Consider the following 25,336-nt stretch of genomic DNA (forward strand, 5'->3'; position numbering starts at 1 on the left):
ATGATTATTACAGAGATTTTTTGTTTAAGCGGGAGAGTTATCAAAAAATATCCACTCTGCTGACACAACTAAAATGTAAAGTCTCTTCTATCTTTAAACAATATGCCAAAAATCCAAAAAATTTTAGTCAATTTATATTAAAAGAAGTGAAAACTCTTGATTTTTATACCCCTTTAAATAACACAATTGTCGGTAAGAAACTTCTCCTTACCAATTGCGATTTAAAAAAAAAGAAACAATACGCATTAAAAGATCTTTAAGCCCCCTAAAAGTACAAAACCTGATGACTAAGCTATATCAACAATCTTTACTTTTACACAAACGCATATGGGAAAATCCTACTTCCCAATTTTATTTAGCAACTCGTATTTTAAAAAAATTTACGCAATCAATACGTTATTTATGGTATCAAATCAAATGGTGGGTGATGAGGGGATCGAACCCACGACCCGCTGATTAAGAGTCAGCTGCTCTACCGACTGAGCTAATCACCCATAAGCTTCCCGAAAGATGAGAATGAGCGTTTCTATAACGCTCCTAAGGATGGATGTCCAGATATTTTGTTGTTTGTTATATAGACTCATTGTCTGTAAGGTTAAAAATATGATATTCACCACTTGATCTTATATAAAAATAAACCCATTATAGGAAGCTTTATAAATAAATGTTCTGATTGTTATACAGAACCTACAGTTGGAGGATTATCGAGCATAATGCCCGAGCAAAATTTAGAGGAACCTTCTTGTGGTTGTAAGCGGGATGGGGCATCATTTTGTTTTATCAATAATCACATGCATTCAAGCAATATTTTGCTGTTGTTTTCGTTGAATATAAATTTTTTTACATTCAATGTTCATGATCCAATATACGAATAAAAGCCTATGAATTTTTTTTGTCAATCGCGCGCTTTTAAGCTTCTAAAAGGTAAGGAATGATGGAATGGATCACTGATCCCCATGCGTGGTTTGGTTTGATCACGCTGGTTTTTCTCGAAATTGTTTTAGGAATAGATAACCTTATCTTTATTGCAATTTTAGCTGAAAAATTGCCACTGCGTTTACGTGACCGCGCACGCTTTCTAGGTCTTACTTTAGCACTAATTATGCGGCTCTTCCTTCTTACAGTTATCGGATGGGTTATGAGACTCGATAGGGTAATTCTTTCATTTTCATCTTTTGTCTTTAGTTGGCATAGCTTTATTTTAATCGGTGGTGGAGCCTTTTTGCTAGCAAAGGGAACGCTAGAATTACATGAAAGGTTAGAAGGGGTATCACATGAAAGAAAAACAGGCGTTGCTTATGCTGTTTTTTGGCAAGTAATTGTTCAAATCGTGGTGCTGGATGCCGTTTTTTCACTAGACAGTATTATTACCGCAACAGGTATGATTGCAAAAGAGCAGGCAACAGTTATGTATATCGCAGTCATAGCTGCTATGGGAGTAATGATGTGCGGATCTGGTGTTCTTATGCGTTTTATTAATCGTCATCCCACTATTGTAATCCTCTGTCTTGGTTTTTTGATGATGATTGGTTTCACTCTCATTGTTGAAGGATTTGGTTTTCATATTCCCAAAGGGTATTTGTATGCTGCTATTGGTTTTTCTGTTCTCATCGAAGCTTTTAATCAAATTGGACGTCGTAACCGTGAAAAAATGATTAAAACAAATGATCTACGCAGTAGAACAGCTGATGCTGTTTTGAGGCTCTTAGGAGGAGGAAGTAAAGATAGTCATCTTGCTGAGACTGTAGATGTTATTGCTGAACAGGCCGCAGCTTCTGAGTTGTTTAGACCAGAAGAAAAGGAGATGATTCGTGGTGTTCTCGATTTAGCTGATCGCCCTGTTCGCTCTATCATGTCGCCGCGTAATGAGATTGAGTGGTTAGATTTAAATGCTGATGAAAATGAAATGCGTGAAGAATTACAAAAGGTTAAACATAGCCGCTTAATTCTTGCGCGTGAAAAAGTAGATGAATTTGTTGGCGTTGCGTTGACAAAAGATCTTCTTTTGAATTTGGCTGAGGGGAAAAAAATTAATTGGAAAAAAGCTATGCGAGAACCCCTCGTTGTTCATGAAAATACAAGTGTTTTACGATTGATGGAGCAATTACGTCATTCTTCGATTCAGCTTGCAATTATTGTTGATGAGCATGGATCTTTTGAAGGAATTGCAACACCAACCGATATTCTTGAAGCTATTGCAGGAGACTTTCCTGATGACGACGAAGAACTCATGATCGCAGAACAACTTGAAAATGGCAGTCTTCTTGTCGAGGGATATGCTGATATCCGCCGTTTAAGTGGTTACCTTGGGCGTAACCTTGTGGATGAAGCAGATCGTTATACGACTCTGGCAGGCTTTATGCTTTGGCAGTTTGGTCATTTACCAAATGAGGGAGAAAGTTTTGAAACTGATGGTTTACACTTTAAAGTGATTGAAATGGAACGCCGAAACATATCTAAAATCCTTATTTCTCCAATTGTCTTACCAGAAAAAAGCTAATTCTTTTTATAAGCAAAATGAATAAAAAGATTTTTTTATGATTAAAAATTGAAAAGAATAAGAAGTTGATGACTTAATTGCATTTCATTATTTTTATATTTTTTAAGCGTAAAGTAATGAACATACAAAAGTTATGTTATCAATAAACTTTCTATTATAAAAATTTTCATTGATGATTTACAAAAAGCTGTAAGAGAAAAAATGATGCAAAATTATTTGTCAATGGTCATTAATCTCAAAAATTATGAATATATACAACATATTGATTTATAATAATTATTTATTATAACATTAGCTTCACATCAAGAAATCATCTTTCAAACATCAGATTTCCGCCAATGGATAGAACTCCGCCATTGTTGGGTTCACTCAACTGATAATGGCAGCGTTAAACTAGACTCTGGTTCCTATAATTTTTTGAGATCTTCTTGATATTTCTTATCTTTTGTTTCGATAAATTTAGCTATTTTTTTCCTTCCAAGAATAAAGCTCCACCTCTCTGGAAAGCTCTTATTAAGAACTTTGTTTTTCTTCCACATGGCTCATATTTTTTGCTACTTTTGCAATTAAAGTGTAGCTGAGTTTCTTAGATTTCACCACTTCTTTGGCTAAAGCCAATGCACGTTCAAGATGAGTCTTTTGGGTATTTTCATCAACGCCTAAATGATCCCCTGCACTGAAACTTTGATAATAAGATTGTAAGGTTGCAACATCACCCAATAAAGCCAGTGCACCAATATGAAGTAGCTATAATCTGCATCATCTATCTTGATAACCTTATATGCCTCAACTTCACTCTTTTGCCAAGGTAGTGCTCCATATCTGGAACAAAAGCATTTATGAAGATCAATTTTTTTCCATCACCCATTTCAAGACATAATCAAGCTCTAATTTCAACCAATCCGCATATATTTCTTCTTCATAAACTCTCAACCACTTTTTATCAAAGTCAAATTTTAAATCTTGTAAGTGCTGAGAATTGATAGGGGTCAATTACCATGCAGGCAGCAGCTAAAATACCAGTACTAATCGAAAATCCAACATCAAATTGCGGATAACCTTTGATAATTGCGTCATTATAAAGAACTTGTACTTCACGATCTGGTAGTTGATAACGTGCTGAATAATTATCTACCTCTTTAATTTTCTCAACAGACCAATCAAGATTTTTGAAGAGCGCTGTTGCACTCTCCATGGCTAAAAAATTCTTTGCTCTACCTCAAAAAAGGTTGTATCCATATCAAAAGTCAAAAGCGAAATAGCTTTCTGCAAATAAAATTGATAACGCCGTATGAGAGAAGAATCTTATCAATAAGGTCTTTGGTGATTTCTTTTGCAAAATCTAAACGAGATGGCATCTTATCATAAAAAACAAACAACAAAGTCAATAGTTTGTGTGAAATTATTTTATATGAATTCCATTTAGAATTCACACTTTATACGTGATTCAATTGACTATTTTTTATAAACAATTGCCATGTATGAATAGACTATAAAAAGCAAATTATGATGCAAATGTTATAAGGCATGTAAACATTCAAATGAAGTGAAAAGCAGCTATCATTCATAACAGTTCATAAATTTTATGATACGTTTTTATCACACACAAATCGCATTGTTAAAAACGTAATCGTTTGAAATTATCGATAACATAAATTGCATGCGCTTAAAGAATAGTATGGGTTTTACTTTTTTTTTGAGCGAAACCTTAAAAGAAATAATCATTTGAAGCTATCATAAGATAGATTTTAATTCATTAAGAACACATAAAAGGATTTAAAGACAAGTCGATTTTAAAGCGCCGCTTACTAAAAAGTTAGTAAATGACAAGCTGGCATTATATAGATACTATCATCACAACAGATAATAAAATTGATAATGTTATGTCTTATGAAATCAAAAGTCTTTTAATGATCTAATGCAAGCAAACAAGCAAAAAACGTTTTAAAAGAGGCATTTTGATAATGTGCTTTGTTTCAAATGCCCCCTCAAAAATGAAGGCGTTATTCTTAATACGTTTTATAACCATAAACAAAGTGTTTATAGGTTCTGTAATTCAAATGAGTGATTAAAAATCATACCTGTCATTTATGTTCCTTTTGATAAGTTTTAATCAATAAAATAGAGCGCTTGCAATATGATACGTTGTATATATGCATTATTGATTTCTTTTGTATGATCTGTAGCACCTCTATTTAAAAGCCGCGTCATATCAATTGACACAGCTTTCTTTTATGACAGGTTTTTATAGCCATCAAAAAGGCGCTCCCCACGCCTGTCATTTATTCTGTTTATCAATCTTGACAACATTATCACTTTCATAAACCTCACAATTTATGGGAACCGAATATAAATCGCTATGTCTTTTTATTCTTGCATTGCCATATACATTACCTCTAATCACGAAATAACCAGAGATCTTGGCATTGCCATAAACTTTGCCATACTAACAACAGCATGATCATAAACCTCGGCATTGCTATGAATAGGTACACTACCGGATAATTTTGCATTTCCATAAACCCGCGCATAATGATAAACTCAAACGTTATAAGAAAGATGAGCATTGTCATAAATATGAGCACCAAAATACACGCGGGTTTTATCACATATAAGGGCATTGCCATACACATAACCACCAATGGCAGCATTGCCATTGCCCCTTGCATTTTCATAAACACGACCAGATTTTACAACACAGGCATTATCAGCAACCCAGCAATTGCCATCATGAGAGAGATTGCTTTCATTTTCAATAAAACCATCTAGATCGCTTTTTTTACATCACCAAAATCTTTTAAAGCACAAATGCGATATAATATATGACCAGTCACGAAATCCATTTGATTGGTCAATTCATATTTTGGGGATGTTTTTTCTTATTAACAGGAGCGATTTCATTTGCAATGGAATAAATAACGGGGATGTTTTTTGATATTGTTGTCATAATTAAACCTGTATGTTTTTAAAAATTTTGAACAAACATTAAGCCGACTTCAAACCAAATGTTTGTCGCATCAAGCGTCCTGTTCAAACTAATAATAACATATTCATTACCTAGTAGAATACCAACTCCTACACCTGCATAAAGCGAAGCAATAATCCGCCTATTATGGCTATGCTGCATGACCATAATAGAACCCAAAACCATCATTGCTACACTCGCAACACCAGAAACAAATCGGATCAAAAGGACCAAGTGTTAACGCCATGGAAATAATAAGTGCACTCATTACTATAGCTGCACAAGATAGCATGTGAGGAGCAAGAGATATATTCCCAATTCTGCCAAACGTAAAGAACATACTCCCAACTAAATAACCACCATAATTAGCGCTAGCTATATAAAAAGGTGGATTAAAGGTAAACAACCCCTCATCCAACATAACTGGCAATATTGGTGTATAAAGAAATCACCCGATACCCATTCTCAAAACCATAAGAACCATACCGAATACAGCGTTTTGAAATAATTCAAATCTTGACGATTATTTTTATCCCTATTATTATTCCTTTAACTGGTGATATTCCTCATCCGCGTTCCATTTCACCATAACAGCCTTTAGCTCCAAAAATAGAATAAAAGCAAATTTAGCTATCTATTTTAATGCTCAAAACAATATATTTAGCGATCTACTGTCAAAATTGCCAGATCAATTATACAATAACATATTGAATTAATATGTATTTTTATGTTATAAATGTTTATATTTAAATTGAAAGCATATTTAGATAATCTTGCTTTTTTATCTCGATATTCAAAATGACTAACCGAAAAGTTATATACGCAATCGTAAATTTTACTTCTCTTAAAATCATTTTCTTATTCGCTATAAAACTTAATAAACAACTCAAATGACCATTTTCATAAAAGAGGAAATTGGCTTCTTTTTAGGTAATATTGTTATTTAGGATAATATGAAGTTGAAGAATTTGGTGCACCCGACAGAATTCGAATCTGTGACCTCTGCCTTCGGAGGGCAGCGCTCTATCCAGCTGAGCTACGGGTGCTTCAAACTGATTATTAAAATCAGTTATGGTCTTTTAACCAATCATACTCTTAGCTTCAATGCTAAATTATCATTTTAATAAAAAATTACTTGTTTGTAACTTATCTAACAACGCACTCCTCTTACTTTTCAATGATACTTTACCTTGAAATAACTTCTCTTTATTCAATGCTCTTTTTATTATAAAAAGAGCATTTGTTACAACTTCAAAACTCTCAAAAATAAGTTACAACATACATTATAAATATCAGGATAATTTTTTAATGACTACATTACCAAGTCGCTTTCATTTTATTTCCGCAGAAACTGAGGACGCTATCAAAGCTACCCATAAATTAATTTCCGTTTATGGTCATTCTTCTCTGGAAGAAACTGATATTGTTGTTGCAATCGGTGGTGATGGGACAATGTTACAAACCGTACGAGACGTCATGAACACAGGCAAACCTATTTATGGTATGAATCAAGGTTCTGTAGGATTTCTGATGAATGAATTTCATGAAAAAAAATTGCCCAATCGTATTGCTGTCGCACATAAAAAAGAAATTCATCCCCTACGCATGATTGCAAAATCTGAATGTCAAGATTCTATCGAGGCGCTTGCAATTAATGAAGTATCCCTCTTTCGGCAATCTTATCAAGCCGCAAAAATTCGCATCACCATTGATAACAACGTACGCATGGAACAATTAAGTTGTGATGGTGTTCTCGTCGCTACACCAGCTGGATCGACCGCCTATAATTTATCAGCACAAGGACCTATCTTACCTCTTATGGCCCCCCTTATGGCCCTCACTCCCGTTAGCCCTTTTCGCCCTCGGCGTTGGCATGGAGCTTTGCTTCCCAATACAGTAATAGTGCGCTTTGATATGCTTGAACCTGACAAACGCCCTGTCAACGCTGCTGCAGATAATATTGAAGTTAAATCTGTTCATTCAGTTACTATTTCAATGGCAACAGAAGTAACAGCTTCAATCCTTTTTGACTCAAATCATTCATGGGATGAGCGCATTTTATCAGAACAATTTCGCTATTAATGATTGTATTATGCGTTTTATGTGTATATGATTGTTATAGTTAGTTTTTTTGTGAAAACATCTTAACACTTTTTAAGAGTGTAGAATATTGGTTATAATCATCATTTAGATAGCGCAGTTAAAATCACAGAGCAATTGATAAAAAAATGATACCATCTTTAAACAGTTTTGATGATTTAGGTCTTTCCGCAAAGGTTATTAATGCGGTGAAATCAGCGGGATATACAACTCCAACACCTATTCAAAGTGAAACAATTCCGCATGTCCTTCAAAGAAAAGACGTTTTAGGAATCGCCCAAACGGGAACAGGTAAAACCGCCTCTTTCGTATTGCCTATGCTCACTCTCCTTGAAAAAGGTCGTGCAAGAGCACGAATGCCCCGTACGCTCATCTTAGAACCAACACGGGAAATTGCAGCTCAAGTTGAAGAAAATTTCGATAAATACGGAATAAATCATCGTTTAAATGTTGCTCTTTTGATTGGTGGAGTTTCTTTTGAACTCCAAGATCGCAAACTTGAACGGGGAGCTGATGTTCTTATCGCAACGCCAGGACGCCTTCTTGATCATTGCGAGCGCGGTAAACTGCTCCTGATGGGCGTTGAAATCCTTGTTATTGATGAAGCTGATCGCATGTTGGATATGGGCTTTATTCCTGATATTGAACGCATCTGTAAGCTAACTCCTTTTACGCGTCAAACTTTGTTCTTTTCTGCAACAATGGCGCCAGAAATTACAAAATTAACGAAACAATTTTTACATTCTCCTGTATCTGTTGAAGTTACAAAAGCATCCTCAACCGCAACCACAATTACACAGCGGCTCGTCAAATCTGGAAGTAAGTCATGGGATAAAAGAGCTGTTTTGCGAGAACTTATTCATAATGAAGGTGCAGAGCTTCAAAATGCAATCATTTTCTGTAATCGAAAGAGAGATATCTCTGAACTTTTTAGATCGCTCATCAAACATAACTTTAATGTAGGGGCACTTCATGGAGATATGGACCAATATTCGCGCATGAACACCCTAGCTGATTTTAAAAATAATAAACTTACACTTCTTGTTGCTTCTGATGTTGCTGCCCGTGGACTCGATATTCCAGCTGTAAGTCATGTCTTTAACTATGATGTTCCTACACATGCTGAAGACTATATCCATCGAATTGGTCGTACAGGGCGTGCAAATCGTAGCGGAAAAGCTTTTACAATTGTCACAAAAGCTGATCAAAAATATATCAATGCCATTGAGGAAATGAGTAATGAAAAAATTGAATGGCTCAATGGAGATCTCTCAACTTTAATAGTCGATGATCAAACAGAAGATATTGTTGTAAAGAAAAAATCTTCAAAATCATCAAAGAAAACTGCTCCCAAAGAGCCTGTTGCTCACACTAAAAAATCTGTAGAAGAGAATAAAACAGAATATATCAAAAATGCAAATAATAAAGAGAAGCCCTCTGAGTACCAACGCCCACGAAAAAATAAGAATTACACGCCCCTTGGATTTGGTGATGATATTCCTGCTTTCATGCTTATAAAAACGTGTAAATAAATCCGTTCTTTAGTCTCTTGAAGAGTAAAATGAACGAAATGCTTTAAAAAAAGCCGCTCTTATTTCCTAGAGAGTCTTTCTGCTACCTTTTCACGCCCTAAAAGCTGCAAAATTTTTCCCATTTCAGGTCCATGATCCATGCCTGTAAGTGCCTGACGTAATGGCATAAATAAAGCTTTTCCTTTTCGACCTGTTTTTTCTTTTAATGCTGTTGTCCAAATTTTCCAACTTTCCTCCTTCAAAGCACCTTCAGGTAAGAAATCGAGTGATTGGCGCACAAAAGCACGATCCTCTAGTGCCACTGTATCAAAATTCTGTTCATCATGAATGATTTTCCACCACAAAACAGCATCATTGACTTTATTAATATTGCTTCTTATCGCGTTCCAGAAATATTCCGCCTTATCTCCCTCAATAGAAAGTTTTTTAAGGCGCATTTTTACTTCCTCATAGGTTAACTCATGGACAAGATGACTATTCAAAGCAAGAAGATCAGCAATATCAAATTTTGCAACGGATCTTGACGTATCTTGGAGATTAAAATGCTCTAAAAGCGCTGCTTGATTAGGATAGGGATGCACATTTTGCGATGTCCCAATCAAAACGGCAAGGCATTGAACAGCTATAGATTCAAATCCTTCTTCCCGTAGAGAACGAATAGAAAGATCATTATTACGTTTTGAAAATCCTTTTCCTAAAACTGTCGCCAATAAATTGGTATGAGCAAAAACCGGTAATTCTGCATTAAGAGCTTTAAAAATAGCAATTTGAGCGCCTGTATTTGTAATATGATCATCCCCACGAATAATATGCGTAATAGCCATATCTACATCATCAACAATAGAGGGCAATGTATAAAGATAGCTTCCATCTTCACGAATAAGAACAGGATCTGAAAGAGAAGCCAAATCAATCGTCTGCTTTCCCTTTATTGCATCATTCCAGCAAACTTCTGTTCGCTTTGTTTGTAAAGGATCACTTTCAAAATTAGGAAGAAGAAAACGCCAATGGGGTTTACGACCTTGAGATTCAAAGTTTTTTTTCTCTTCTGCTGTCAATTTTAATGCTGCACGGTTATAAATAGGAGGCAATTTGCGTGAAAGCTGGATTTTACGACGTCGCTCTAATTCTTCTGCAGTCTCATAACAGGGATAAAGAAGCCCGCGTTGTTTGAGAATTTCCGCAACTTCATCATATCGATTAAATCGCTTAGATTGGTAATAAATTGAATCTGGTTGAATACCAAGCCATTCAAGGTCAACAGCAATAGCATCGATATATTCTTGTTTAGAACGTTCAACATCTGTATCATCATAGCGCAAAATAAATGCTCCATTATGCGCTTGCGCATAAAGCCAATTGAAAAGCGCACTACGGATATTGCCAATATGAATATAACCTGTTGGAGAGGGAGCAAAACGAACTTTAACCATAAAATAATACTCAATTTTTATCGCGAAAATGATTGACTATGGGATAGCGACGATCGCGTCCGAAACTCTTGTAACTGATTTTTACACCGGGTGCAGATTGTCGTCTTTTATATTCGGCACCATAAAGAAGCTGTTCAACTTTCTCAACAGTTTCCCGTGAATGCCCACGTTTAATAATATCACAAATACTCATGTCATTTTCTACAAGAGATTGCAAGATATCATCTAGAATAGGATAAGGCGGAAGAGAATCTTCATCTTTTTGATTTTCCCGCAGCTCTGCAGAAGGCGCTTTTTCTATAATATTGGATGGAATGACAATCCCTTCTGGTCCTCTCAAATTGTGCAAGTGATTTTTATTGCGCCACTCAGCTAATGCATAAACCTGCATTTTATAAATATCTTTAAGAGGATTAAACCCGCCATTCATATCACCATACAGTGTCGCATATCCCACAGCCATTTCCGACTTATTGCCTGTCGTTACCACCAATGAACCGAATTTATTTGAAAGAGCCATTAAAAGTGTACCGCGTATACGACTTTGAAGATTTTCTTCTGTTATATCAGGGGGTAAGCCTAAAAAAACTGGCGCCATTGTCTTTAAAAAAGCTTCAACAGGTTGCTCAATCGGTATTATTTCATAATGACATCCTAGAAGTTGTGCACATTCTTTAGCATCTTTTAACGATTCTTGTGAAGTATAGTGATAAGGCATCATAATGGTGCGAACTCTCTCAGAGCCAAGAGCATCCACCGCCATTGCCGTACACAGGGCTGAATCAATTCCTCCTGAAAGACCAAGAATAACATCCTTAAAGCGATTTTTATTAACGTAATCTCTCAAACCTAAAACACAAGCTTGATAATCGGCCGCTAATCCATTGAGAAGACTTTCATTAGGACCTGAAATACAGTGCCATCCCGTCGTTATTTTTTGCCAATGGCTTAAAGCAATATGGCTATCAAAGTGCTTCATTTGAAATATCTTTTTTCCTTCTCCATTCAAGGCAAAAGACCCACCATCAAAAACGAGCTCATCTTGACCACCAACTTGATTAGCATAAATAATTGGTACCCCAGATCGTAGAGCTTGCGTATGAACAACATCTATACGTTTTAAGGTTTTATTACGATAGTAGGGAGATCCGTTAAGGACAAGAATAATTTCCGCTCCTTTATTACCAAGCTCCACACAAAGTGAAGAATCATTCCAAATATCTTCACAAATCACTATTCCTAGTCCTACCCCACGATAGATAAGAGGCTCAGGTCGTGGGCCTGAAGAAAATAAACGCTTTTCATCAAATTCAGCATAATTAGGTAGATCAAACTTCAAACTTTCGGCAATGACTCGCCCTTCATCAAGAAGCATGACACCGTTGTAAATATTGCCATTGCGTCTTAATGGAAGACCAATGACAATTCCTGGTCCGCCTACGGTTATCTTTGCTAATTTCTTAACAGTCTCTTCACATGTTTTTGTAAAAGCAGGTTTTAGAACAAGATCTTCCGGCGGATAAGCGCTTATAAAAAGTTCCGTGAATAAAACAAGATCAGCCCCCTCTTCTTTGGCCTTTTGATGTGCCATGGCAGCTAAAGAAAAATTCCCCTCAATATCACCAACAATAGGATTTAATTGGGCAATTGATACCCGAAAATCATTTTTCATAAGCCTTTGTATCATTTCATCAGTTTAGCAACCACAACTTTATTCTTCATCATCAGGAAATATCACTTTTTTAAAAATTCTCTTCTGCCATAATGACCTAAAAGTATATTAGGAAATTTTTTCCTACCCACCAGCAGCAATTCCTAACGAATCAGTCACACGATTTTTTTTAAGGAGTTCAGCAACAAGAAAAGCCAATTCTAACGCTTGATCTGCATTTAACCGTGGATCACATTGCGTGTGATAACGATCAGATAAATCGTCTACAGAAATAGCATGCGCCCCTCCTGTACATTCAGTAACATCACGACCTGTCATCTCAATATGGATGCCTCCTGGATAAGTTCCCTCTCCACGATGTACTGCAAAAAAATTCTCTACTTCTTTTAAAACATAATCAAAGGGACGCGTCTTATAACCATTGGCGGTAATTGTATTGCCATGCATTGGATCACATGACCATATAACCGCACGCTTCTCACGTTCAACGGCACGGATGAGTTTAGGCAGATAACTTTCAACTTTATCATACCCAAAACGCGTAATGAGAGTAAGCCGCCCCAGCTCGTTTTCTGGATTTAAAATATCAATTAATTTTAAAAGCTCATCAGGTTCAATGGAAGGACCACATTTTAATCCTATAGGATTTTTAATGCCGCGACAATATTCAACGTGAGCATGGTCAATCTGACGTGTACGGTCACCAATCCATAACATATGACCGGATGTTGCATACCAATTTCCTGAAGTTGAATCAATCCGAGTCAAAGCCTCTTCATAACCAAGTAAAAGTGCTTCATGACTGGTATAAAAAGATGTTTCACGCAATGAAGAATGTGTTTTGGATGTAATCCCTATAGAACGCATAAAATCAATTGCTTCAGAAATACGCTCTGCCAATAATTCATAACGCTCCCCCTGCGGACTGTTAGAAACAAAACTCAACATCCATGTGTGTACATTTTCTAAATTAGCATAGCCACCTTGTGAAAAAGCACGCAATAGATTAAGTGTTGCCGCAGATTGGCGATAAGCCATAGACATTCGTTGCGGATCTGGAATACGAGAATCGGCTTCAAACTCAATGCCATTAATAATATCCCCCCGATAAGCAGGAAATTCAACTCCCTCTTTGCTTTCGATATCAGAAGAGCGGGGCTTTGCAAATTGACCAGCAATACGACCAATTTTAACAACCGGTTTAGAACTACCAAAGGTTAAAACAATCGCCATTTGCAAAAATACACGAAAAAAATCACGGATATTATCAGCTTCATGTTCTGCAAAGCTTTCGGCACAATCACCACCTTGCAATAAAAAAGCTTGTCCTTTTGCAACAGCTGCTAATTCATTTTTTAAATCACGTGCTTCACCGGCAAAAACTAAAGGAGGATAACTTCTCAGTTTTCGTTCAACATCTTCTAACATAGACTTATCCGGATAAGTCGGAACTTGTTTAATTGGCCTTGTTCTCCAAGAGTCAGGTGCCCATTCTTTTATCATTACACTCTCTCTAAAGATTAATCTTACAGATTGGCATATCAAAAGCTTTTTACCGCAATATATGCTGTTTAACTTTCTATTTTCTTCCCACTTTCATATATATAACTTGGTTTATACATCGTTACCAATTCTTCTGCCATCGTTGGATGCACTGCCATCGTTTCATCAAAGATATCTTTCGTCAGCTTTCCTTTGAGAGCTATCCCAATAAGCTGTGCCATCTCACCAGCGTTTTCCCCTAAAATATGAGCGCCCACAACAATACGGCTTTCACCATCAACAATGAGTTTCATAAGCATTTTCTCTGAACTATCAGAAAGAACATTACGCATAGGACGAAAAACTGTACGATAAATTTCAAGACGCTTATAACGACGTACCGCATCTTCTTCTGAAAGACCAACTGTTCCAATCTCTGGCTGAGAAAAAACTGCCGTCGTAATTAAATCATAATCAGGTGTCGTGGGAATATTCTCAAACGCAGTCTTCACGAAACACATTGCATCATGAATCGCAACAGGTGTTAATTGAATATGACCTGTTACATCACCAACAGCCCAAATGTGGGGTACATTCGTTGTCATTCTTTCATCAACAACAACTGCACCAAATTCATCCACTTGAACACCTGCTCGCTCAAGTCTTAAACCTGTTGTATTTGGTACACGCCCCGTAGCCAACATAATCTGATCGGCACTAATCGTTTGCCCATTTGATAAAATAACTTCATAACAATTTTCTGCAGCCTGCACTTTAGAAATTGTTACACCATAGAGAATAGAAATCCCTTTTTCAGTCATTTCATCGCTGAGCAATTGCCGCAAATCATGATCAAAACCACGAAGGATTAAATCACCACGATGGAGCAGCGTTGTTTTTACACCTAATTCATGAAAAATATTAGCAAATTCAACACCAATATACCCTCCACCAACAATGACTATTGATTTTGGGAGTTGATCAAGGTCAAAAATCTCATTAGAAGTGAGGCAAAATCCACCGCCTTCTATGGAAGTATTTGGTGCAACTTTTGCCCCTGTTGCAATCAAAATTTTTTCTGCACTTACCCGCTCACCCGTGGCAGAAAGCTCTAATGTGTGATCATCTACAAAAGTAGCACGACTTTCATAAATATGCACATTGTTATTCTCTAATCCCTTACGATATAGCCCTTCTAACCTTGATATTTCTTTATTTTTAGCTGCAACCAACTTTTCCCAACTAAAAATTGGATCCGCATATTTCCACCCAAAACCAACACTTTTCTTAAATTCTTTTACATATTGTGATGCATAAACATAAAGTTTTTTGGGAACACAACCACGAATAACACAAGTGCCCCCTATCCGATATTCCTCTGCTATAGCAACACGCTTACCGAGTCCTCCAGCAAGCCGTGCTGCACGCACTCCACCAGAACCACTTCCAATAACAAATAAATCAAAGTCAAAAGAGCCCACGAATTATTCCTTCTTATGTATCTGCAAGAATAGGCTAAGATCATTTATTATCAAATGAAAGTCTTTTTTCTTTTGAAGAAGCATTTTTTTATAAAGCCGTATTCTAAAAAGACCTACTCTCATTAAAATATTAAAAACGGCGGGAAAACCGCCGCTATTTAAAAAATCAGAAATTGCCCAGTGGTTGTCATGATATTAATCAAGCTATTTTTTATTTTCTGAAGATTCTGATTTTATAGGCATATTTGTAGGCACAGTAGAATTATTCAAATTAAGTATTTCAGACATTTCTTTTTTCACATTTTCTACAAGATCCCGCATAAGCGCAGAACGCCATACATCAAATGCTGAATAAGAATCACGTGCGATATTGGGAACTTCTGTCAAAAACTTTTTACCGGTATCAGAACTGTAGAATGCTGTTATTGCATCAAGCTCTTTTTGAGTAAAATATTTTGCATATACATGAGCAATCTCTTTTTCTAGATCAGAGCGCCTTTTAATTAAAGCAAGCGCCTGCTTATCAACAATATCAGAAATAGCCTCTGCCAAATTTGGATCATCCCTCATCAGTGCAGTTTTAAGATCATCTACCGCATTTGGTAAAAAACTATCAAACTGATCTGTTGCGTGAATGGCACTTATAGCTTTTCTAGCTGAAGCTAAATGTTGATCGCTCACACCTTGTGCATAAGCCATTCCAATATTCACAATAAAAATAGCAATTGCACCAAAATATACGACAAAACGCTGAAAAGAAAATATTATTCTCATTTAATGATTACCCCGATCGCTAATTATAATTTTAATTCGTTTTCTATCTAAAATCTTTAAGATCTTTTTTTACTGTGCTAACATATCGTCATGAAACTGTCTTCTCTAAAAATCAAAAGATTCTAAAATTTTTGTTTGACCATCGGCCATAGCTACAATTGCACGTGAAGCCAATCCCAAAAAAAGGCCATGCTCAACAACACCAGGAATGGCAAGAAGTGCGTCCGATAATGGTTTTGGTTCCAAAATGCAGCCCCAAAATGCATCAAGAATAAAATGACCACCATCTGTTTCAAAAGGATTTTTTCCATTCATTCGCAATACAATTTCTCCAGAAAGCCCTAAGTCATCAGCGACTTTTTCGATGGCTCTGCGTGTTGTATGGATACCAAATGGATTAACTTCAATTGGTAGTGCAAAAGCACCAAGTCGTTTTACCACCTTTGTTTCATCAGCAATGACAAGCATTGCACGGGATGCCGATGCTACAATTTTTTCATACAACAATGCTCCCCCTCCACCTTTAATGAGCATCATCTCAGGACCAATTTCATCTGCTCCGTCAATATCAAGATCCAGTTCAGGTATTTGTTCTAAAGTGCTAACAGGCACTCCAAACTTACGACAGAGTTGTTCAGAATATCGTGAAGTAGCAACACCAGTCACTCGCAAACCATCCGAAACACGCTCACCAAGAAGACGAATAAATTCATTGACTGTCGAACCAGATCCAATACCAAGCCGCATATCATCTTCAATAAATTCAAGCGCTTTAATAGCTGCCATTTTTTTTAACTGCTGAACATCCATGAATGACTTTGCCTTTTATCCGTATAAGCAGCACTTATCACCCCTATTACCACCGATAATAATGATAATAAAAGATAACCTCTTGACGCAATCTATTTAAATTTACCATCATCTTTTGCTTGAAGAGATGTTACTCGTTATAGAAATATATGATAAGAATAAAATAGAATAATCAACAATTATCTTTTTTATTTCTTTGAGAAAATTTGTTAGCATTTTTCTCATTCAATAAAAATTTTTGATTTATCTTGTGCTATCAATAGGATGCACATATCGATTTTTTTTGAAAAATTTAAAATGATCAGATATAAAAATCATCTGTTTCTAGAAAACTGTAGGTTATTATCTCGTTTCAATGACTTTGATAAACTTACTAATTTAAATACCGCAAAATTTTATCAGAAAAGTCTTCTATTATTTTTTGTTTTGTCATTATCCAAATGTGAAGCAAAATATGATAGATTATATTTTTTATGAATGCTGTCTGTGCATATTCCATGGTCTATGAAACCCTAGCGAAGACCAAATAATATCTCCACCTTTGGTCATCATAACGCTTCCTCGTGATAACAATTGTTGAGGCGTAAATATTATTTTTGCCTTCTTATAACATGTTGGATTACGCATTACAAATGTCTGAATGAGAATATCTGCCTCTACACATTGATCTGTTTCTCTCTGTAAAACAACTACTTTTAATCCATTCTCTAATAATGACGTACATACATGATAATCACAAATAAATTGTCCGTGCAATGAAGGACCATATTTTGTTGGTTTAATCGTTTCATTCACACGAAATGACTTTTTCCATATGGATGTCGTGAACTTAGAAATATGGTAACGATCAATATATAATTTTTTATCATGGATAACGCCCACGAGACGCATATTATCTGCTATAATAAGTTGTACAGGTGAATGCATTACGCAAATAGAAATACCAGCCAAAATAAACAAACTAAAAAAGAGCCGGATGGGTGTTTTGCAAAAAGTCAGTCCAACCAAGCCTATACTCAATAAAACCAACGCAGATAACGGCATAAAACCAGGATTCAGATCAGGAGAAATAGCCTTGATAGCATGCGCAATCTTTATCACAAGATCAACACCAAACCCCATAATTTGAAGGGGAAGCCATTCGAATCCTCCTAACATTGCGAGGACTGCAATTAATCCAAAAGGAATGACGAAAATTGAAATGACAGGCAAAGCAAAAGCATTACTGATAATGCTCAAAGATGCCGTATTAGAAAAATGATAAGCAGCATAAATTCCACTTGCACTCCCTGCAACAAGGGAAGAAGCACATGTTGAAAGCATCGATAAGAAAGCAAAATTTATCACTCCTCCTCCAACATAAGAGGGAGTTGTTTTTCTTTTACGAAAAAATGATCTTCCACTCCACCAATCAAAAAAAGCGATCAAAGCAGCAGTCGCAGAAAAGGACATTTGAAAGCTAGGACCTAATATTTCATGGGGTGTCATCGCTAGGGTTACCAACCCTGCAATAGAAAAATTACGCATTGTTATAGCAGAGCGATTACACAATATAGCAACCAACATAACAGCAATCATCACAAAACTTCTTTGCGCTGATATTGCTAAGCCCGACAATAACAAATAAAAAGCTGTTATCATAAACGCAACGATAGCAGCAAATTTTTTACTGGAATAATAGGAAGAAAAAACTGGAAAAAATGCTAAAAAACTACGGATACCCAAAAGAACTATACCGCTTAACAACGCCATATGTAAACCTGATATTGATAAAATATGGGCTAATCCAGCCGTACGTAATGCTTCATTTGTCTCATTTGAAATGCCAGCACGCTGCCCTGTTATGAGAGCAGCAGCAACACTCCCCTTTTCTCCTTCAAGGGCTATACGGATTCTTTGTGTCATCTTCGTGCGTAAATTTTCAATTTTCTGTAGAATGATAGCGAATATTCCATCAGGCTGCGAAACCGATATTTTTCTTGGTTTTCCTAAATAAACGCCTTGTGCCCCAATTCTTTTAAAATAATTATGAAAACTAAAATCGTAGCCTCCTGGACGCACTGGCCCAGAAAATGCACGAATCTTAACTTTCCCATATAGTCCATCACCAATTGCTAAGCCAGATGGCAAATATCTTGCCGATAAACGGATACGATGAAGACTATGGCATAATATGGGCTTTTCTGTACTCAAAACATCCAAAACTAAACGAAATCCCCCTTTGGTGCCTGACTCAATAGAAACAATTCTTCCCGTCAATGTGGTGACTATGTCACTGCTTAACATGGGTGTTGCAATACGCCACGTTTCTATTTTTGCCGCCAAAGCACCCAATATAATACAAAACAAAAATCCCACGGGAATCCATATTTTTCGATAAAAACGTGCAACATAGAATATTCCCAGAAAAATACTGACCAACGCCCCCAATTGTCCCCAACTTGGCTCCCACTCTAAATGAAAATAAAAAATGATTCCTAGAGCAAAAAAGACTAAAATCAGCGAAAAAAGGATACCAAAAGAAACTTCTTTATTGATACAATCTTCTAGCCATTTGCGAAAACGAATGATTACTTCTTTTGAGAGTGTCAATAAAAAAAGTTTTTGTTGGTTATAACTGCCGTTCTTTGCATCATCATATCTAGAAAAAATACTCTGCCCTATTTGACATGGCTTTTTTCTTTCTGTAACAGATTTTTCGGATAAACCCTCTTTAACTTTACTTTGATAAAACATCCGCCCCCCACTTTAACTCGCAATATGGCTATTGCACACCCCATCACCTATGCTAACATGATTTTTCTATAAAGTTCTATAAGTAATATCTCAGTTTAAAGGAAAATATTTCGTGTCTGTTATTACTCGTTTTGCCCCTTCACCCACTGGCTTTCTTCATATTGGTGGTGCTCGTACTGCTCTTTTTAATTGGCTTTATGCAAAACATACCGGTGGAAAAATGCTTTTACGAATTGAAGATACAGACCGAGAGCGCTCAACAGAAGCAGCTGTAAAAGCTATTATAGATGGCTTGCACTGGATGGGGCTTAGTTATGATGGCACCCCTATTTCGCAATTTGAACGTGCTGAACGTCACCGACAAATCGCCGAACAGTTGGTCAAAAACGGCAAAGCATATTATTGTTATGCTTCACCTGAGGAGTTAGCTGAAATGCGTGAAAAAGCCCGTGCAGAAGGGCGCCCACCACGTTATGATGGACGTTGGCGGGACCGTGATCGTTCTGAAGCTCCTAAAGGTGTTAAGCCTGTTATTCGCATCAAAGCCCCTGAAGATGGAGAAACGATTGTACATGATCGTGTTCAAGGTGATGTTCGTTTTCCTAATAAAGATCTCGATGACTTTATTATTTTGCGTTCTGATGGTTCGCCTACTTATATGCATGCTGTTGTCGTTGATGATCATGATATGGGCATCACACATATTATACGTGGGGATGATCATCTTACCAATGCTGCCCGACAAATGATCATCTTTAAGGCAATGGGATGGGATATTCCTGTTATGGCACACATTCCTCTTATCCATGGTGAAAACGGTGCAAAATTATCAAAGCGGCATGGTGCACTCGGTGTTGATGCCTACCGAACAATGGGATATCTTCCTGCTGCTTTGCGCAATTACCTTGTCCGTTTAGGTTGGAGTCATGGTGATGACGAACTGATGTCGCTTAAAGATATGATTTCTTGGTTTGACATTGAGGATATTAACAAAGGTGCTGCTCGTTTTGATCTCAAAAAGCTCGATTCCATCAACGGACACTATATGCGCATGAGTAATGATCAAGAACTTTTTGATGCCGCTCTTAATATTCTACCAGAAACCGATAGGGGAGCACAAATTATTGAAAGACTTGATGAAAAACGCCGTGTTCAATTTTTAAAAGCAATCCCGTATTTGAAAGAACGTTCAAAAACACTGTGCGAACTGATTGACAATGCCTCCTTCATTTTTACGCAACGACCTTTACAACTTGATGAAAAAGCACAAATGCTCTTAGATAAAAATGGACGAACCATTTTAAATGATCTTTATCTTGCCCTGAAAGCTTGCCCCTCTTGGGATACAAAAACCCTAGATGAAACACTTCGCTCTTGTGTACAAACACAGAATCTCAAATTTGGATCTATCGCCCAACCACTTCGCGCAGCTCTTACAGGATCTGCAACATCACCAGGTGTTTTGGATGTTCTTATTTTATTAGGACGCGATGAATCCCTTCATCGCATCAAGGACCAACTTATCACAACAATATGCCCATAATGTGTACTGAGTATATTTCCTCAAATAGGGATCTATACAGATATCTCAACGCGCCCTAGAAGAGTTTTTTATGTTATATCATTGAAATACATTTTTTATTGAGTAATAATGATCAATAAGGAAATATTTTTAGATTGCATGTACTCACTTTTAGAGGCAATCTACCCTTAAATATAAGTAAGAAAAGCTTCAGTTATACATCCCCCACTCTGATGAAGCAGAGTCTTAATTTTTAGAAGTGAAGGATCTGAAAGGAATACCGAATGTCTGAGAATAACGCATATATTATTGTGAATGATAAAAAAGTAGAGCTTCCCTTGCGTAAAGGCACGAGTGGACCTGAAGTCATTGAAATTGCTTCTCTCTACAAAAAAGCCGATATTTTTACTTATGATCCTGGTTTTACTTCAACAGCTTCTTGTGAATCAAAAATTACTTATATCGACGGTGATAAAGGCATATTGCTTTATCGTGGTTATCCTATTGATCAATTAGCTGAAAAAGGAGACTTTCTCGAAAGTTGTTATCTTTTACTTTATGGTGAACTCCCAACACAGCAAGAAAAAAATGAATTTGATCGATGTATTATGCAGCATACCATGGTACACGAACAGTTTGCACGCTTCTTCCATGGCTTCCGCCGTGATTCTCATCCTATGGCCGTCATGGTTGCCTGCCTTGGCGCTATGTCTGCGTTCTATCACGACTCTATTGATATTACAGATCCTCACCAGAGAATGATTGCTTCTGTTCGTCTTATCTCAAAAGTTCCAACGCTTGCTGCTATGGCCTATAAATACAGTATCGGACAAGCATTTGTTTATCCACGTAATGATCTTAGTTATGCTGCAAATTTCCTCCGTATGTGCTTTGCTGTTCCTTGTGAAGAATATAAAACAAACCCTGTGCTTGCTCGGGCGATGGATCAAATCTTTATCCTTCATGCAGATCATGAACAAAATGCTTCTACATCTACGGTACGTCTTGCTGGATCCTCGGGTGCTAATCCGTTTGCCTGTATTGCAGCAGGTGTTGCATGCCTTTGGGGACCAGCACATGGTGGTGCCAATGAAGCATGTTTAAAAATGCTACAAGAAATAGGTTCTATTGAAAGAATTCCTGAATTTATTGCACGTGCAAAAGATAAAAATGATCCTTTCCGCCTTATGGGCTTTGGGCACCGTGTCTATAAAAATTATGACCCACGTGCAAAAATCATGCAAAAAACCTGTCATGAAGTTTTAAAAGAACTCAACATTCAAGATGACCCGCTTCTTGATATTGCAATAGAACTTGAAAAAATTGCCTTAAGTGATGAATATTTTATTGAGAAAAAGCTTTATCCCAATGTTGATTTCTATTCCGGCATTACATTAAAAGCTCTAGGTTTTCCAACTGAAATGTTTACTGTTCTTTTTGCATTGGCGCGCAGTGTCGGGTGGGTGGCACAATGGAAAGAAATGATTGAAGACCCTGCACAAAAAATTGGTCGTCCTCGACAACTCTACACAGGCTATGCCATGCGTGATTATGTTCCTATAGATGAACGTGCAAATTAAAAAAAGAAATCAATAAAGCTTCAGTTTACTGAAGCTTTATTGAAAATAATCCAAAAATATCCTTTGAGAATTTTTATAAAACGTGATTTTAAAACTCTTTCTACAGAGGTAACATCATCATAAAAATTTACTAAAAAATTCTAAGTTTTAAATTGAGAATACTCTTCTGCAAGTTAGCCAAACATTTAGCAAAAAGAAATTGAAAATTTTACCTTATAATTCTCATTATCTTTAATGGAAGTGTATTTCCTGTCATTCCCTCATGTTTAAAAACCTTATTACATATTAAAATCTAGCAATGTAAGAATTTTACTTTCTATCTTCTCCAGATAAAATTGCAAAAGACTTACATTAAGTGCTTCTTTAAAATGCCAAAAACTTCTTATCCCTTTTCAAGTAGATTAGAATAAAAATACTTTACATTTTATCCTGTTAAGAGCTGAAATTTTCTTTGTATTTAAGTTAATATTTTTCCTTTTAAATCTAACTTATTGATTTTTAAATAAAAATATTAAAAATCATCATATAATCAACAAGAGGTGTACTTCTTTCCTGTATTTTTTATTCCCATACTTGATAAAAATAAATCATTTTTTTGATAATGATATCCAGCATAATGATAGCAAAATGAACACAGATAAATTTTTTACATTGCTCCAAAAGAGCTTACAGATTATAAAAATGCATGATGGTTTCATATTTGCCAGCTTATCTAATAGGAGAACATAATGAAGTTATTAGCAGGAGCTCTTATAATAAGCGCAACACTGTTTACCCTATCGGCCAATTCTCAAACGCTGAAAATTGCAAGCGATGCCTCTTATCCGCCATTTAGTTATATTGACTCAAATAACGAACTTCAAGGGTTTGATATTGATATATCTTATGCGCTTTGTAAAAAAATGAATGTTGAATGTACTATTGTCACACAAGACTTCGAGGGGATGATTCCTGGTCTTCTTGCCAAAAAATACGATGCTATCGTTTCTTCCCTTTCTCCTACAAAAGAGCGCTTACAAAAAATTGATTTTACAGATCCTTACTACAATACTGTACTCGCTGTTATCGTTACCAAAAATTCGGGAATTAAAGAAATCTCAACACAAAACTTTAGAGGTAAAAATCTTGGAGTACAATCGAATACAACACAAGCTGCATATGCGGAAGATCATTATGCCTCTGAAGGAGTGAATATCAAACTTTATCCTACAGCAATAGAAGCTAATCGTGATCTTTTAAGCCATCGGCTTGATATCATTATCTTTGATAAATTAAAAGCATTAAATTGGCTTGAAAATGAAGGAAAAGATTGCTGTATCCTCCTAGGAACTCTAGAAGAAACAAAATTTCCTGTTGCAATTGCACTCCGTCAAAATAATAACGATCTTAAAAACAGTTTTAATAAAGCAATAGAAGAAATCCGCGCCGATGGAACCTATGAAAAAATTATGAAAAAATATTTTACTTTCAATATCGATTAGATATCACTATGAATTAAAATTCAGTCTTTATATTTAAGGAGTATTTTTTAACTCTTTATTGGACATGCAAAGATAATTGGAAATTCGGCAGTTTTATAAGAAAATTTACATTTATCAAAATAGTTTTTAATTGTTCCTCGATATCTAAACATTTTATAGAATATAATGACAACAATAAGGTTGTATTTTTATCGTATCAAAATCTAATTTTTTCTTTATGTTCAAATTGAATAGCCTTACTTTCAAGAAAAATCCTTAGTTTTTACTCATGAAATGATTCAAATCTATCATTTCGTGAAAATTAAGTTATCATACAAGCAATAAGATATTTATTCTTTTTTTATCAATAAAAAAGATAATTTTTTTGATAATAATGTCCAACATAATGATCTAAAATAAACATCAATAAATTTTTGAATTGCTCCCAAAAAGCTTACAGATTATAAAAACATAGTGATTTCATATTTGCCCGCTTATCCAATAGGAGAACATCATGAAACTATTAGCAGGAGCTCTTATAATAAGCGCCGCACTATTCACCCAATTGGCTGATGCGAAAACATTAAAAATTGCGAGTGAAGGCACCTACCCTCCCTTTAGTTATATTGACTCAAATAATAAATTGCAGGGACTTGATATTGATATATCTTATGCACTTTGTAAAAAAATGAATGTTGAGTGTACTGTTGTCACACAAGACTTCGAGGGAATGATTCCTGGACTTATTGCAAAAAAATATGATGCTATCATTGCCTCCCTCTCTCTCACACAAGAGCGCTTACAAAAAATTGACTTCACAGATCCTTACTACGATACAGCACTGGCTGTTATTGTTACCAAAGCTTCGGGAATTAAAGAAATCTCAACACAAGACTTTAGAGGTAAAAATCTTGGTGTACAATCAAATACAACACAAGCTTTCTATGCAGAAGATCATTATGCTTCTGAAGAGGTGAAAATTAAACTCTACCCTTCCACAATAGAAGTGAATCGTGACCTTTTAAATCATCGACTTGATGTGATTATTGTTGATAAATTACAAGCATTAAATTGGCTTAAAAATGAAGGAAAAGATTGCTGTCTCCTCCTTGGAACTCTAGAAGAAACAAAATTTCCTGTTGCAATTGCACTGCGTCAAAATAATAATGATCTTAAAAATAAGTTCAATAAGGCGCTAAAAGAAATCCGTTTAGATGGAACTTATGAGAAAATTATGAGAAAATATTTTACAAGTGATATCTATTAAATATCAATATGATGTTTAAATG

Annotated in this window: 18 protein-coding genes, 2 tRNA genes and 1 pseudogene; 7 read left to right on the forward strand and 14 right to left on the reverse strand. The window is 35.9% G+C overall.

The window, feature by feature from the left end:
* Positions 1 to 418: 418 nt before the first annotated feature.
* Positions 419 to 494, reverse strand: a tRNA-Lys gene (locus tag ACFIJ8_RS07075).
* Positions 495 to 931: 437 nt separating this feature from the next.
* Between ACFIJ8_RS07075 and ACFIJ8_RS07080 the strand changes: the two genes are divergently transcribed.
* Positions 932 to 2,500: a TerC family protein gene (locus tag ACFIJ8_RS07080; protein WP_375629087.1), complete on the forward strand. Its 1,569-nt coding sequence runs from the start codon at positions 932 to 934 to the stop codon at positions 2,498 to 2,500.
* Positions 2,501 to 3,013: 513 nt separating this feature from the next.
* Here ACFIJ8_RS07080 and ACFIJ8_RS07085 read toward each other — a convergent pair.
* The 6 genes and pseudogenes from ACFIJ8_RS07085 to ACFIJ8_RS07110 form a co-directional block, all read right to left on the reverse strand.
* Positions 3,014 to 3,238 (reverse strand): DUF6990 domain-containing protein, encoded by a 225-nt coding sequence (locus tag ACFIJ8_RS07085; RefSeq protein WP_375639287.1) that lies wholly within the window; start codon positions 3,236 to 3,238, stop codon positions 3,014 to 3,016.
* 211 nt (positions 3,239 to 3,449) lie between these two features.
* Positions 3,450 to 3,695, reverse strand: a complete 246-nt coding sequence (locus tag ACFIJ8_RS07090) for a hypothetical protein (protein WP_375639276.1) — start codon at positions 3,693 to 3,695, stop codon at positions 3,450 to 3,452.
* A gap of 1,083 nt (positions 3,696 to 4,778) precedes the next feature.
* Positions 4,779 to 5,343 (reverse strand): annotated as a pseudogene (locus ACFIJ8_RS07095) (hypothetical protein).
* A 122-nt stretch (positions 5,344 to 5,465) separates the two neighbouring features.
* On the reverse strand, positions 5,466 to 5,699 hold the full coding sequence (locus ACFIJ8_RS07100) for a YbfB/YjiJ family MFS transporter (protein WP_375639277.1): 234 nt from the start codon (positions 5,697 to 5,699) through the stop codon (positions 5,466 to 5,468).
* Entirely contained in the window at positions 5,617 to 5,886 is a 270-nt protein-coding gene (locus ACFIJ8_RS07105; RefSeq protein WP_273788119.1) for a YbfB/YjiJ family MFS transporter, read from the reverse strand. The genes ACFIJ8_RS07100 and ACFIJ8_RS07105 overlap by 83 nt, the downstream gene beginning before the upstream one ends.
* A 548-nt stretch (positions 5,887 to 6,434) precedes the next feature.
* Positions 6,435 to 6,511, reverse strand: a tRNA-Arg gene (locus ACFIJ8_RS07110).
* Positions 6,512 to 6,773: 262 nt separating this feature from the next.
* Between ACFIJ8_RS07110 and ACFIJ8_RS07115 the strand changes: the two genes are divergently transcribed.
* Complete coding sequence (locus ACFIJ8_RS07115) at positions 6,774 to 7,547, forward strand: NAD kinase (protein WP_012755068.1); 774 nt, start codon at positions 6,774 to 6,776, stop codon at positions 7,545 to 7,547.
* Positions 7,548 to 7,693: 146 nt separating this feature from the next.
* Positions 7,694 to 9,097, forward strand: coding sequence for a DEAD/DEAH box helicase (locus tag ACFIJ8_RS07120; protein ID WP_375639278.1), 1,404 nt, complete (start codon positions 7,694 to 7,696; stop codon positions 9,095 to 9,097).
* Positions 9,098 to 9,156: 59 nt separating this feature from the next.
* On the opposite strand, the gene gltX (ACFIJ8_RS07125) is transcribed toward ACFIJ8_RS07120, so the two are convergent.
* The 7 genes from gltX (ACFIJ8_RS07125) to ACFIJ8_RS07155 all read right to left on the reverse strand — a co-directional run bounded on the left by gltX (ACFIJ8_RS07125) (position 9,157) and on the right by ACFIJ8_RS07155 (position 19,485).
* The gene (gene gltX, locus ACFIJ8_RS07125; protein WP_375639279.1) at positions 9,157 to 10,530 is read right to left on the reverse strand and encodes a glutamate--tRNA ligase; all 1,374 of its coding nucleotides are present in this window, start codon (positions 10,528 to 10,530) and stop codon (positions 9,157 to 9,159) included.
* 10 nt (positions 10,531 to 10,540) lie between these two features.
* Positions 10,541 to 12,202 (reverse strand): NAD+ synthase, encoded by a 1,662-nt coding sequence (locus ACFIJ8_RS07130; protein WP_375639280.1) that lies wholly within the window; start codon positions 12,200 to 12,202, stop codon positions 10,541 to 10,543.
* Positions 12,203 to 12,325: 123 nt separating this feature from the next.
* The gene (locus tag ACFIJ8_RS07135) at positions 12,326 to 13,705 is read right to left on the reverse strand and encodes a class II 3-deoxy-7-phosphoheptulonate synthase (RefSeq protein ID WP_375639281.1); all 1,380 of its coding nucleotides are present in this window, start codon (positions 13,703 to 13,705) and stop codon (positions 12,326 to 12,328) included.
* 68 nt (positions 13,706 to 13,773) lie between these two features.
* Positions 13,774 to 15,165 carry a glutathione-disulfide reductase gene (gene gor, locus ACFIJ8_RS07140; RefSeq protein WP_375639282.1) on the reverse strand — a complete coding sequence of 464 codons (1,392 nt, stop codon included), beginning with the start codon at positions 15,163 to 15,165 and terminating at the stop codon, positions 13,774 to 13,776.
* A 204-nt stretch (positions 15,166 to 15,369) separates the two neighbouring features.
* The gene (locus ACFIJ8_RS07145) at positions 15,370 to 15,939 is read right to left on the reverse strand and encodes a DUF2059 domain-containing protein (RefSeq protein ID WP_273788124.1); all 570 of its coding nucleotides are present in this window, start codon (positions 15,937 to 15,939) and stop codon (positions 15,370 to 15,372) included.
* 105 nt (positions 15,940 to 16,044) lie between these two features.
* Positions 16,045 to 16,749, reverse strand: a complete 705-nt coding sequence (gene rpiA / locus ACFIJ8_RS07150; RefSeq protein WP_273788125.1) for a ribose-5-phosphate isomerase RpiA — start codon at positions 16,747 to 16,749, stop codon at positions 16,045 to 16,047.
* Positions 16,750 to 17,220: 471 nt separating this feature from the next.
* Entirely contained in the window at positions 17,221 to 19,485 is a 2,265-nt protein-coding gene (locus ACFIJ8_RS07155) for a ComEC/Rec2 family competence protein (protein WP_375639283.1), read from the reverse strand.
* A gap of 112 nt (positions 19,486 to 19,597) precedes the next feature.
* On the opposite strand from ACFIJ8_RS07155, the gene gltX (ACFIJ8_RS07160) reads away from it, so the two are divergent.
* The 4 genes from gltX (ACFIJ8_RS07160) to ACFIJ8_RS07175 all read left to right on the forward strand — a co-directional run bounded on the left by gltX (ACFIJ8_RS07160) (position 19,598) and on the right by ACFIJ8_RS07175 (position 25,314).
* On the forward strand, positions 19,598 to 21,028 hold the full coding sequence (gene gltX, locus ACFIJ8_RS07160) for a glutamate--tRNA ligase (protein WP_375639284.1): 1,431 nt from the start codon (positions 19,598 to 19,600) through the stop codon (positions 21,026 to 21,028).
* Between the two features lie 263 nt (positions 21,029 to 21,291).
* The gene (gene gltA, locus ACFIJ8_RS07165) at positions 21,292 to 22,587 is read left to right on the forward strand and encodes a citrate synthase (RefSeq protein ID WP_012755058.1); all 1,296 of its coding nucleotides are present in this window, start codon (positions 21,292 to 21,294) and stop codon (positions 22,585 to 22,587) included.
* Between the two features lie 728 nt (positions 22,588 to 23,315).
* Positions 23,316 to 24,068: a transporter substrate-binding domain-containing protein gene (locus tag ACFIJ8_RS07170; RefSeq protein ID WP_273788128.1), complete on the forward strand. Its 753-nt coding sequence runs from the start codon at positions 23,316 to 23,318 to the stop codon at positions 24,066 to 24,068.
* A 493-nt stretch (positions 24,069 to 24,561) separates the two neighbouring features.
* Positions 24,562 to 25,314, forward strand: a complete 753-nt coding sequence (locus ACFIJ8_RS07175; protein ID WP_012755056.1) for a transporter substrate-binding domain-containing protein — start codon at positions 24,562 to 24,564, stop codon at positions 25,312 to 25,314.
* Positions 25,315 to 25,336 lie beyond the last annotated feature (22 nt).

The sequence above is a fragment of the Bartonella sp. MF74HXZ genome, assembly GCF_042194445.1.
In the GTDB taxonomy this organism is placed as follows: domain Bacteria; phylum Pseudomonadota; class Alphaproteobacteria; order Rhizobiales; family Rhizobiaceae; genus Bartonella; species Bartonella grahamii.